Origin of the sequence: Clostridium cibarium (assembly GCF_014836335.1) — a bacterium.
GTDB lineage: Bacteria > Bacillota > Clostridia > Clostridiales > Clostridiaceae > Clostridium > Clostridium cibarium.
This window is the reverse complement of sequence record NZ_JACSRA010000012.1, coordinates 20295-33508: the sequence shown is the minus strand read 5'-3', so window position 1 is coordinate 33508 and position 13214 is coordinate 20295. Positions and strand designations below refer to the sequence as shown.

10 protein-coding genes are annotated in these 13214 nt (G+C 28.8%); 8 read left to right on the top strand and 2 right to left on the bottom strand.

Features of this window, described 5'->3' with window-relative positions:
- The first annotated feature begins 89 nt into the window (after positions 1 to 89).
- The 3 genes from hcp (at position 90) to H9661_RS09300 (ending at position 5056) form a co-directional block, all read left to right on the top strand.
- Positions 90 to 1727, top strand: a complete 1638-nt coding sequence (hcp, locus tag H9661_RS09310; RefSeq protein ID WP_191768427.1) for a hydroxylamine reductase — start codon at positions 90 to 92, stop codon at positions 1725 to 1727.
- A 251-nt stretch (positions 1728 to 1978) separates the two neighbouring features.
- Positions 1979 to 3364, top strand: a complete 1386-nt coding sequence (locus tag H9661_RS09305) for a L,D-transpeptidase family protein (protein WP_243129545.1) — start codon at positions 1979 to 1981, stop codon at positions 3362 to 3364.
- A gap of 282 nt (positions 3365 to 3646) precedes the next feature.
- A complete protein-coding gene (locus tag H9661_RS09300; protein ID WP_191768425.1) occupies positions 3647 to 5056 on the top strand; it encodes a L,D-transpeptidase family protein in 1410 nt (469 codons plus the stop codon).
- 56 nt (positions 5057 to 5112) lie between these two features.
- Here the strand turns inward: H9661_RS09300 and H9661_RS09295 are convergent, their stop codons facing one another.
- On the bottom strand, positions 5113 to 5388 hold the full coding sequence (locus tag H9661_RS09295; RefSeq protein ID WP_143315181.1) for a barstar family protein: 276 nt from the start codon (positions 5386 to 5388) through the stop codon (positions 5113 to 5115).
- 16 nt (positions 5389 to 5404) lie between these two features.
- The gene (locus tag H9661_RS09290) at positions 5405 to 5872 is read right to left on the bottom strand and encodes a ribonuclease (protein ID WP_191768423.1); all 468 of its coding nucleotides are present in this window, start codon (positions 5870 to 5872) and stop codon (positions 5405 to 5407) included.
- A gap of 220 nt (positions 5873 to 6092) precedes the next feature.
- Between H9661_RS09290 and H9661_RS09285 the strand changes: the two genes are divergently transcribed.
- The 5 genes from H9661_RS09285 to H9661_RS09265 all read left to right on the top strand — a co-directional run bounded on the left by H9661_RS09285 (position 6093) and on the right by H9661_RS09265 (position 11870).
- Positions 6093 to 6860 carry a putative ABC transporter permease gene (locus H9661_RS09285; RefSeq protein ID WP_143315183.1) on the top strand — a complete coding sequence of 256 codons (768 nt, stop codon included), beginning with the start codon at positions 6093 to 6095 and terminating at the stop codon, positions 6858 to 6860.
- Between the two features lie 9 nt (positions 6861 to 6869).
- Positions 6870 to 7790: a DMT family transporter gene (locus H9661_RS09280; protein WP_143315184.1), complete on the top strand. Its 921-nt coding sequence runs from the start codon at positions 6870 to 6872 to the stop codon at positions 7788 to 7790.
- A 147-nt stretch (positions 7791 to 7937) separates the two neighbouring features.
- Positions 7938 to 9266 (top strand): MATE family efflux transporter, encoded by a 1329-nt coding sequence (locus tag H9661_RS09275; protein ID WP_191768421.1) that lies wholly within the window; start codon positions 7938 to 7940, stop codon positions 9264 to 9266.
- Entirely contained in the window at positions 9250 to 11553 is a 2304-nt protein-coding gene (gshAB, locus tag H9661_RS09270) for a bifunctional glutamate--cysteine ligase GshA/glutathione synthetase GshB (RefSeq protein ID WP_191768419.1), read from the top strand. The genes H9661_RS09275 and gshAB overlap by 17 nt, the downstream gene beginning before the upstream one ends.
- Before the next feature lie 23 nt (positions 11554 to 11576).
- On the top strand, positions 11577 to 11870 hold the full coding sequence (locus tag H9661_RS09265; RefSeq protein WP_143315187.1) for an ArsR/SmtB family transcription factor: 294 nt from the start codon (positions 11577 to 11579) through the stop codon (positions 11868 to 11870).
- Positions 11871 to 13214 lie beyond the last annotated feature (1344 nt).

The following is a 13214-nucleotide window of genomic DNA, read 5'->3' as shown; positions in this document are numbered from 1 at the left end:
ATAGTTTGTAACAACAGTTACAGACTATTTTTTTATATTCTAATACAATAAACTCATGGAAAATAATAAATGACCAAGGGAGAGATATTATGGAAAATAAGATGTTTTGTTATCAATGTCAAGAAACAGCTGGTTGTTCAGGATGTACTGTTAAAGGTGTATGTGGAAAAACACCTGAACTTGCTAAGCTACAAGATTTATTAGTATATGTTACAAGAGGTTTATCTGAAGTAGCTACAAGAGTTAGAGAAGAAGGAAAGGAAGTTCCTTTTTATGCAAACAGAACTGTAACTTTAAATCTTTTCTCAACTATTACTAATGCAAACTTTGATAATGCAGTTTTTTATACTAAAATAAGAGAAACTTTAAAATTAAAGAAAGAATTATTAGATCTTTTAACTAACAAGGATGAACTAAGTTCAGCTGCTTTATGGACAGCAGAAACTGATGCTGAATTTGATGCTAAGTCTGGTTCAGTTGGAATATTAGAAACTAAAAATGAAGATATAAGAAGTTTAAGAGAACTTATCACATACGGATTAAAAGGTATGTCAGCTTACCTTAAGCATGCTAATGCCTTAGGATATGATGATGAAGAAATAAGCAAGTTCATGGAAATGGCTTTAGCTAAAACAGCTGATGACAGTGTAACATTAAATGAATATATAGCTTTAGCTTTAGAAACTGGTAAGGTTGGAGTAGACGGAATGGCTTTACTTGATAAGGCAAATACAGAAAGCTATGGACATCCAGAAGCTACAAAAGTTAATATCGGAGTTGGAAGTAAGCCAGGAATCTTAGTTTCAGGTCACGACTTAAAAGACTTAGAACAATTATTAATTCAAACTGAAGGAACTGGTATAGACGTATATACTCATTCAGAAATGTTGCCAGCACACTACTATCCAGCATTTAAGAAATATTCTCATTTTGTAGGTAACTACGGAAATGCATGGTGGAAGCAAACTTCAGAATTTGAAAGCTTTAATGGACCAATTTTAATGACTACAAACTGTATAGTTCCTCCAAAGGATACTTATAAACACAGATTATTTACTACAGGTGCAGCAGGTTATGAAGGTTGTACACATATTGTTGAAGATGAAAATGGCAAGAAAGATTTCTCAGAAATAATAGCTTTAGCTAAGAAGTGTGATTCACCAGTAGAAATTGAAAACGGAGAAATCATAGGTGGATTTGCTCATAATCAAGTTCTTGCTTTAGCAGATAAAGTTGTAGAAGCAGTTAAAACTGGAGCTATTAAGAAGTTCTTTGTAATGGCAGGTTGTGATGGTAGATCTAAGAAGAGAGAATACTACACTGAATTTGCAAAGGCAATTCCTGAAGATACAGTTATATTAACAGCTGGTTGTGCTAAATATAAATACAATAAGTTAGACCTTGGTGATATAGGTGGAATTCCAAGAGTGTTAGATGCAGGACAATGTAATGACTCTTACTCACTAGCACTTATAGCTCTAAAGCTAAAAGAAGTATTCGAACTTGAAGATATAAATGATCTACCAATAGCATTCAATATTGCTTGGTATGAACAAAAAGCTGTAATAGTATTATTATCTTTACTTCACTTAGGTGTTAAAAATATTCACTTAGGACCAACATTACCAGCATTCCTTTCTCCAAACGTAGCTAACGTTTTAGTTGAAAACTTTGGTATTGGTGGAATAACAAATGTTGAAGATGATATAAAAATGTTCCTTAACTAATTAATTATATACAAGACATTTACTAAATATACTTAGTAAATGTCTTTTTTTTATAATTTTGAAATAGCAGATAGCACTTCTTAGAGCAATTGAATACTATAATAATATATTTTTTTGTTTTTATAATATAAGATAAAACAAATTCTTTTATTTTTCCATATTATGGTATATAATTTATATGACATAAGTATATTATTGAGTAGTGTACTTGTTACCTTTCAGAAAACAATAAATAGAGGGGGATTAATTAGGTGGAAGAAGAGAAAAGTAAATGTAAGAAAAAAATGAAAGGTATAATTATTTCTCTTTGCATTTTGCTAGTTATATATTTAGGATTTTCTATTTATTTTAGGAATCATTTTTATTTTGGTTCAACAATTAACGGCATTAATGTCTCAGGGAAAACCGTAGAAGATGCTAATGAAAAAATTTCGTCTGAAATTGAATCTTACACTTTAAAATTAGAAGAGAGAAATGACGCTAATGAAGAAATTAAAGCCTCAGATGTAGGGTTAAAATACAATGAGACTGAGGATACTCAAAAGATGAAAGATAAGCAAAATCCTTTTGCTTGGATTCCAGGTATATTTATTACCAAAAATTTTGATTCTAAAGATATTATTTCATACGATGAAGACAAGCTAAAAAAGCATTTAACCACTTTATCTTGTTTTGATAGTAAAAATGTCACTAACCCAAAAAGTCCAGTTTTTAATTATGGCGATGAAGGTTACTCCATAGTTGATGAAGTTTATGGTAATAAAGTCAATAGTGCTTCTTTATCTGACAATGTAAAAAATGCTCTAAAGAATATGGATAAATCATTAAATCTAGATGATAAAGATTGTTATGAAAAACCTAAATATACTAAGGATTCTAAAGAAGTTTTAGCTGCCAAAGATACTTTAGGAAAATATGCGAGTACAAAAGTTACTTATAATTTTGGAGATAGCAGTGAAGTACTAGATGGGAAAACCATACACAATTGGCTTAATGTTAATGATAATATGGAAGTTACTTTTGATAAAAATCAAGTGAATAAATACATTGAATCATTAGCTGATAAGCACGATACAGTAGGAATATCTAGAGATTTCACTACAACAGCTGGAACCAAAATCAAAGTAAGTGGTGGAGACTATGGATGGAGTATAAATAAAGAAGAAGAAATGGCAGATTTAGTGGCAGTTATAAAAAATGGCCAAACCGTAACTAAAGAGCCTAAATATGCACAAACTGCATTAAATCATAATGCTAATGATATAGGAAATACCTATGTTGAAATTAACTTAGCTCAGCAACATTTATGGTTTTATAGAAATGGATCTCTTATTACTGATGGAGATGTAGTAACTGGAAATGTTAGCAATTCAATGGGCACTCCAAGCGGAACCTACAGATTAGAATACAAAGAAAAAGATGCAGTTTTAAGAGGTGACAATTATGCTCAACCTGTTAGTTTCTGGATGCCATTTAATGGAGGAATAGGAATTCATGATGCAACATGGAGAGGTGAATTTGGTGGAAGCATATATTTATCTGGTGGGTCACACGGTTGCGTCAATGCTCCATATAGCTTAGCAAGTACAATCTACGATAACATTGAAGCAGGAACTCCTGTAATTTGTTATGACTAATAACACATTAAATAGACAACTAAAAAGTGGATTTAAAAAACTCTCGAAAATATTTATCGAGAGTTTTTTCATATATAAATTGATATTTTAAAAACAAAATTAACTTCCACATATAAGAACAGCGACATGAAGTTTATGGATAGTTATCCAAACTAAAGTATCCCATCCAAGTCTAATTTGCTCATGTAAAAAAAATAAAAAAAAAGATATTAAATATATCTTAAAAGTGGGACAAATTGCTATAGTTTTAGTATAATAACTTATGGAAGGGAGTAATTGTTAATGAGAAGACAAAGAAGTGAACGCAGTAAATTTGTAAGCAATAAATTTATTAAAGGTATTATAATTTCGTTTAGCACTTTGCTTGTTTTATATCTAGGAATATCAATATATTTTACAAGCCATTTTTATTTTGGCACTGCACTTAATGGTATTAATATTACAGGTAAGACTGCAGAGGAAGCAGATAAATTATTAGCATCTAGGATCGAATCATATTCACTACAGTTAGAGGAAAGAGGCGACACTCAAGAGCAGATAAACGCTTCTGATCTTGGGCTTAAATATACTTCAGATGGGAAGGTTCAAGAATTAAAAGACAATCAAAATGCTTTTTTATGGATATTTGCACCTTTCATTAATAATAATAATGAGATATCTGGAATTATTTCTTATGATGATGCAATGTTAAACAAAAAAATAGACCAATTAGATTGTGTTAAGGGGAAAAACATTGTTGAACCTAAAAATGCTAGCTTAAAGTATACTGAAAGTGGTTACGAAATAGTCGACGAAGTGTATGGAAATAAAATTAATAAAACTGCTTTACACGATGCATTAGTAGACGCTATACAAAATAATAAGACAGAATTAAATTTGGATTCATCTAACGTTTATGAAAATCCAAAATATACTGCTAACTCTAAAGAAGTTTTAGATGCAAAAGATTTAGCAGATAAGTATGTATCATCAAAAATAGACTACACATTTGGTGATAATAAATCTGTAGAATTAAATGGATCTACAATACATAACTGGCTTGAAGTAAACGGAAACTTTGAATTAATCTTTAATGAAAGTAAAGTTAAAAACTACGTATATTCCCTTGGTGATAAATATAATACTACTGGGATCACAAGGGATTTCAAAAATTCATCTGGTGCTACAATAAAAGTTAGTGGCGGAGATTATGGATGGCACATTGATGGTTCAGCAGAAACTCAAGATTTAATTGAAACAATTAAAAACGGACAAACTGTAACTAAAGAACCAAAATATTCTCAAAAAGCTGCTTCTCATAGCTCAAATGATATAGGAAATACATATGTAGAAGTTGATTTAGCTAAACAACATTTGTGGTTTTATAAAAATGGCTCTCTTGTAGTTGAAGGAAATGTTGTTACAGGTAATGCGGCAAGTGCCGATACAATAACTCCACCTGGTGTTTATCTCCTTAAATATAAGGAAAAAGATACACACTTAAAAGGAACAGATTACAATACACCAGTTAGTTATTGGATGCCTTTTAATAACAACATAGGAATTCATGATGCTTGGTGGAGGCCACCAACAGATTTTGTTGCAACTACTTATCTAGGTAATGGATCACATGGTTGTGTAAATGCACCAGTTGAGTTAGCAAAAACAATATTTGAAAATATTGAAGCAGGAACTCCTGTTGTATGTTATTAGCAGATTAATGCGAATATTAAAGCCCTTGATTTTAAATCAAGGGCTTTAATATTTATTTAGTTTATAGTTATATTTAAGTCTTCTTCTAGAAAGTCAGAAGCATCCATAAATACTTTTTTTGTTTGTTCTGCGTATTCTCCAAGTAACTCTTTACTATTACTAAAGTTAATCCATTCTATAGTCATAGGTAGTTCTACATCTGTTGTAAGACAATCCCAAAGAGCATCTAGATTGTTTCCATAGTAATCTGGAAGTTTAAGTTTTGACTTTAATATTTCATGAAGTTCCTTCTTGCTAGTAAATTCTCTTCCGTCTAAAATAATTTCATTCATTATGTTCTCCTTAGTATTAATTTTTCCCACTATAATAACAAGTAAATGTTTGATAATGATCTATAGTTCCATAAATCAATCCATCATTTGAGTAGAGTAGTCTGTCGGCCCCTCTATGTCCTCCATTATAGTTAATATCGCATTCGTGCCAAACTCTGCCTTTAGCATCTGGTAATGATTTTTCTACATTAGTAAATATATCTCCACCTATACTCTTACCAGGAGCATATTGCCATAAATCTCTGCCAGGTCTCCAGCCAAGCCTTTTAGCCTTAGCTTTTGTAATATAATTACTTGGCAAAACCCCATATTCATGGATATAGTCAGCCACCCCTTTAAAGTCATTTATCACATTATACCTTGCTAAGTTTGCTTCATCTATACTATAAGCACTAGCAGTATTTAGTGAAGTTACAGTAAAGATAGTTGTGAATAAAAATGCGAAAATTAAAAAGAAATTTAGTTTTTTTATAAATTTTTTCATATTGAACACTTCCTTTCATTTTTGTGTATATAAAAACTATAACCGGATTTTATAAATTTATCAAGAAATATTAACCATTTATAACTTTTTATTACACGTTTTTAATAAATAAAAACTTAATTATATTAACCCATCCTTCATGTTGCATTATGAAAAAGTTGGATATTATGGTATTGTAATAATGTATATAAAAATAAATTAGAATTAAGGGGAATATTATATGACGTATTATTTTTTACTTTTTATTATATATAGTTTTATTGGTTGGATTTACGAATCGACACTTTGTTCTGTTAGAGATAAAAAACTGATAAATAGAGGTTTTTTAAATGGACCAATATGTCCTATATATGGAACTGGTGCATTGGTTGTTATCATTCTCTTAGGTGATGTTAAAGATATTTTAGCTTTATTTCTATCTAGTATTTTGCTAACTGGAATATTAGAATATCTTACTTCTTACCTTATGGAAAAGTTATTTCACGCTAAGTGGTGGGATTATTCCTATAGATCATTTAATATAAATGGGAGGGTATGCTTAGAAGGGGCTTTGGTATTTGGAACCTTATCAGTTATTACTGTATTTTACATAAACCTATTTACTAATAAGGTACTTTCTGTAGTTAATGATAATATACTTAACCTTATCAGCCTTATTCTATTAATAATATTAGTTGTAGACACCATATTTACTGTAAATAGCTTATTATCCTTAAATAGCAGGCTTAAACAGGTACAAGAAGCCTTTAATAAATATATAGAAGCATCTAAGGTTAAAACTGATAAAATTAAATTTAATATACTTGATAAATTTGAAGAAAGTGAATTTTATTCAGAAAAAATAAAACACATCTTAAGTGTCAAAAGATTTCAAGATAAGAGAATTATGAAGGCTTTCCCGAATTTCAAATCTACAAAATATTACGAAGCTTTTGAAAGAATCAAAGATAATATAATTAAAAGTAGAGATAACCATAAAAGAAAGTAGTGAGAACCATTGAAAAGCACAAAATCATATTTTACTAAAAACATAAATATATTATATTTAGCTATTATTTGTACATTACTTTGGGGAAGTGCATACCCTGCAGTTAAGATAGGCTATAAGTTTTTTTCCATAACTTCTGATAATATATATGGACAAATGCTTTTTGCTGGAGTTAGATTTTTCTTTGCAGGTATATTAACTATATTAGCAGGCATTTTATTAAACAAGAAATTAATTATTCCAAATAGAAAGAATATTTTGGGGATAAGTCTACTTGGCTTAATTCAAACTACTCTTCAGTACATATTTTTTTACATAGGCCTTTCAAATACCACCGGAGTAAAAGGATCTATATTAAACTCGATATCTCCATTTTTAGTTATAATTATTTGTCACTTTATAACTAAGGATGATAAAATAAACTTAAAAAAAGCTCTTGGTAGCTTAATTGGCTTTGTTGGCGTTATAATAATTAGTCTTGGCTCTACAACTGGTAGTAGTAATAATTTTTCGTTATTTGGAGAAGGCTTTATAATCTTAGCAGCAGTATCTTCTTCAGTAGGATCAGTAATTAGCAAGGAAATTGCTAATGATAGTGATGCTATGACCATAACAGGATATCAATTATTAATTGGCGGCTTTGTATTGACACTTATTTCATTTATAGAAGGACAACCTAACGTTGTTATCCTTAAAGAAGGTATAGCTCTACTTATCTACTTATCAGCTTTATCTGCTATAGCATTCACTATATGGACTATATTATTAAAGTATAATAGTGCAGGTAAGATATCAATTTATAACTTTTTAATACCGATCTTCGGATCATTGCTATCTGCTTTATTCTTATATGAATCTGTATTTAATATTAAAAATATTATTTCATTAATTTGTGTCTGCATTGGCATATATATAGTAAATAAAAAATAATCTAATAGTACTATAAAATAGACATCTTATTAATTAGATAGGATGTTTATTTTTATTCAAGGACATAAACTTCTTAAGAATATATTGACAATACATAGATAATTATCTATATTAAATATAGATACACATCTATGTAAGGAGCAAAAAATGAAGAAAATTGATTTAACAGAAGGAAAAGTAATGTCAGTTCTGACTGCACTAGCTTTACCTATAATGGGAAGTTCTTTGGTGCAATTCACATACAACTTAGTTGATATGTTTTGGGTTGGAGGCATTGGAAGCGATGCTGTTGCAAGCGTTGGATCTTCAAGCTTTTATATAGGACTTGGTTATTCCATTAATTCCTTAGTTATTATAGGTGCTGGAATAAAGATAGCACATGCAGTAGGAAGAAAGAACGAAGAAGAAGCAAAAGGCTATATAAATGCAGGATTAGTTATTAATTTAATCATAGGATTATTATATGCCTTAGTACTTATTTTCTTAGGGAAAAACTTTATTGAATTTTTAAATATGAACAATCCCACAGTAGAAAGAGATTCCTATTTATATTTAGCAGTAAACGGACCTATATTATTATTCTCATTTTTCAATATGTTATATGCGAGAATTATGGGAAGCTACGGCAATAATCATTATGCCTTTAATATTAATCTGGTAGGTCTTATAGCAAACATTATACTAGATCCTTTCTTTATATATACTTTGAAGTTTGGAGTGGTTGGAGCTGCCGTAGCAACCCTTGCTGCAAATATTATAATGTTTATAATATACAAAGTTAAATTTAAAGAAACACTAAAATATAATTTTGAATTAAGGTTAGATTATAAGAAGATAGTAGAAATAATTAAACTTGGATTTCCTATGTCTTGTCAAAGAGTTTTATTTACACTCATTAATATAGGACTTGCAAGAATAACAGCTACCTTTGGATCTAATGCTATAGCTGCTCAAAAATTAGGATTAGAAATAGAGTCTGTTACATACATGGTAATAGGTGGTCTCAATGGAGCTATTTCAAGTTTTACTGGTCAAAACTTTGGTGCAAAAAAGTATAACCGAATAATTGCTGGTTACAATACAGCTCTAAAAATAGGAATGACCTATTCTTTTATTATGGCTTTATTATTTATATTTTGGGGAGAAGACTTGGTTAAATTATTTATTAGAGATACCGAAACCATAGCAATAGCAAAAAGATACTTATTTGTTATAGCTTTCTCTGAAATATTTAGTACAATGGAGATGGTGTCTAATGGTATTTTTACCGGACTTGGATTACCTAAAATACCATCTATTATAAGCATTGTTTTTACAGCTTTAAGACTTCCTATGGCACTTATATTTACAAATTTCATAGGACTTGATGGTATTTGGCTTAGCATTACTTTATCAAGCGTATTAAAAGGAAGCGTTTCATATTTAGTCTATAGAATAAAGATAAGGAAGGATTATAAATATGTTAAAGAGAATTAAAAAGATTTTTAGCCCGAGTGAATTACTAAAAGGGAATTATGGTATAGAAAGAGAAACATTAAGAATTGAGGATAATGGAAATTTATCCTTAAAGCCTCATCCAAAAGTTTTTGGAGATAAGGTAAAAAATCCATATATAACTACTGACTTTTCAGAAAGTCAAATTGAAATGATAACACCACCTTTAAATACAATAGAAGAAACCTATAATTATTTAAACTCTCTATATGATATTGTCGCTATGGAAATAGGGGATGAATGTCTTTGGCCTCAATCAATGCCCTCAATAGTTCCAGAGGATAAGGATATACCTATAGCTATTTACGATAATTCACCTGAAGGTATAACTGCTAGAACTTATAGAGAAAAATTAATGAACAAATATGGTGGAAGGAAACAACTTATTTCTGGAATACATTTTAATTTTTCCTTTAATGAAGATATTATAGCAGGATTGTATAATGAAAGCGAAAAAAAAGAAACCTATAAGGACTTTAGAGATAGAATTTATCTAAAAGTAGCAAGAAACTTCTTAAGATATAGATGGCTTATTATATATTTACTAGGTTCAACTTCTACAGTACATGAAAGTTATTTTAACGAATGTAAAAAATGCTTACAAAAGATTTCAGATTGTAGTTTTTCTAGTGATGGAGCTCTTTCTTATAGAAATGGAGAATGTGGTTATAAAAACGAAATTGACTTATTTCCAAGTTATAAATCAGTAGATAGTTATGTTAACAGTTTAAATAAGTTCATTGACGATAAGGTTATTACATCATCAAAGGAACTTTATAGTCAAGTTAGATTAAAGCCTAAGAACAAGAGTGATTTATTAAATTCATTACTTCAAGATGGAATAGATTATTTAGAATATAGAAGTATTGATGTGAACCCTTATGAAAAGGGTGGTATAAGTTTAAATGATTTATATTTTCTTCAAATCTTTAACTTATTTATGTTAATAAAAGACGAAACTAATTATGAAACTTGGCAAGAAGAAGCTCTCGAAAATCAGCATATTATAGCTAAAGAAGGGCGCAATGACGTAACATTGATTAAAGATGGAAAGCCTATTTCTAAAAAAGATTGGGCATTAGAAATTCTAAATGAAGTAATGCATATTAACGATGAACTAAATCTCGGTAAAGCAAAGGTCATTACTGAAATGATAGATAAAATCATGGATGAAAAGCTTACTTACGCATATAAAATTTACAATGATGTAAGAGAAAATGGGTATATTAAAACTCATTTAGATCTTGCAAAAGTTTATAAAGAAGAAGCTTACAATAATAGATTTAAGTTTCAAGGTTATGAAGATTTAGAACTTTCTACTCAAATCTTAATAAAAGAATCTATAAAAAGAGGTATTAAGGTTGATTTCATAGATAGAAGCGATAACTTTATTTCTTTAAAATTTAAGGATAAAATAGAATATGTCAAGCAAGCTACAAAGACATCTAAGGATAATTATGTTACGGTACTTATGATGGAAAACAAAACAGTTACTAAAAAAATTCTTCAAAGAAAAGGTATTAGAGTTCCAGAAGGAGAAGAATTTAATTCCATGGAAGAAGCAGGGGAGAGAATAAAAAAATACGTAAATAAACCTATAGTCATAAAACCCAAATCAACTAACTTTGGTACAGGGATAAGCATTTTTAAAAAAGGCGCAAAAGAGGAAGATATTCTAGAAGCTTTTAAAATTGCATTTAAGTATGACAAAACTGTACTTTTAGAAGAGTTTATAAAAGGAAAAGAATATCGGTTCTTAGTAATAGGAGATAAAGTAGTAGGAATACTTCATAGAGTACCAGCTAATGTACTAGGAGATGGCACTAAATCCATTAGAGAATTAGTCCATATTAAAAATCAAGATCCATTAAGAGGCCATGGTTACGTGACACCTTTAGAAAAAATTCAATTAGATGAAAATGCTCAGTTGTTCTTACGTAATCAAAATAAAGATTTTGATTATATACCTAAAAAAGATGAAGTAGTTTATTTAAGAGAAAATTCTAATATTAGTACTGGTGGAGATAGTATAGATTACACTGATTTAATCCCAGATAAATTTAAGGATATAGCAATTAAATGCGCCAATGCAGTTAATGCAAAAATTTGCGGAGTTGACATTATGTTAGAAGATTTTAGCCATGAAAATTCAAATTACGGAATCATAGAACTTAACTTTAATCCAGCTATTCACATTCATTGTTTCCCATATAGAGGGAAGGAGAGAAGTATAGCTGTCGAAGTGCTTAAGATGCTTGAAATGATATAAATAGTGTAAAGAAAGGTGAAAGAATGGATAATAAATTCGAAGTAACTGCTAAGATATTTAAAACTTTAGGTGATCCTAACAGACTAAAAATAATCGAAATGCTATCTTGTAAAGAGAAGTGTGCTTGTGAAATATTAAACCAATTTAATTTTACACAGCCAACTTTATCTCACCATATGAAAGTATTAATGGAATGCGGTTTAGTTATTAGCAGAAAAGAGGGTACTTGGAACTATTATAAACTTAATTGTGACAACACAAAAAATCTTCTTAATTTTTTAAATGATATAGTAATGAAAAGTTCAAAAGTAAAATAATGTAATACATTTAAGGGAATCAAAAATGATTCTCTTAAATTTTATTTACTTTATTATTTGCTCCCTCTGTTTTCATAGATTTTCATAAACATTTCATTTCTTATATTTTAGCAATTTAATCAAAAATTACTTATATGTTTCAAAATTGATTATAAGTAATTTTTTATATAATATATAATTTTATTTAAGTAATTACATATATATTAATAATTTAAATAAAATTACACTGCATCAATTTATACGCTTTTTTAATTCCAACTTTAATACAAATGTAGAATTGTGAGGGATAAAGAAAAGTTAGAATATAATTTTTGACACAATCGAAATCAGCGTTTTTTACCCATATTTTGTAATAAAATTAGATTTTTTTCATAATATTTATTTTTTCATAATGTTCTAGAGTTTCATTCCTCCCTCCGTTTAAAAAATCCATAACTAAGAATATTCTTACATAATTTACAAACCAAATAAAATGTAATAGTATTAAATTAAATAAAAACACGCACAAACAAGCGGGTGGTAGGATTGAGAAATAAAAAGGCGCAAAGGAATAGAAAGCAAAAACAAATCCTAAATAGCAAGATTGCTTTTGCTACAATTTTATTATTAATAGCTTCATCCTTTCTTTATAAATTTATTAGCTAAAGATATAGATATTAACGAACTTGCAATAAATAGTCCTGGAGAAATGCTTGAAGAAATATGTAAAACTGAAGATTCTTATAAAAAATCAACAGGTACAGATATATGTAATTTTTTTAGATTTCAAAATGAAACATTTAGCAAAAGATCTTTAAATTATATAAACCAATTAGGTTATAAAACAGTTTTTTGAAGTTACACAAGTTATGATAAAGATAATATCAGCAATAAAGATTTGATATAATCGCAAGAATTTATAAGAAAATCTTTAAAAATCAGCTAAAAGTTATTTCGCTAAATATACATTTATTACATTTCGTGTTATTGTTTATAAAAAAATGCTGTGATATAATGATATCAAGGCTTTAAGTGGCATTTATGGAGGTAAAAAAATGAATAAAGCACGAAATAAAACTTTTAAATATAAAAATTACGAATATCCTGAAGAAATACTTTCACTATTTGAAGTTGACTTGAACAACGCTGATCGAAAAAGACTTCATAAAGTTTATTCAAATTTTTATGATTTAGAAGCTGAACGCGGATATGAATATATTATTGAAGATTTATATATACTTTCATATAAACATAAACTATCCACCAGTGAATTAGCTAATATTTATGGTGTCGGAGTTAGAACTATACAAATTTGGCTTAAAGAATTAGGCCTTAATAGAGATTTAAAGACAGCATCTAAAATTA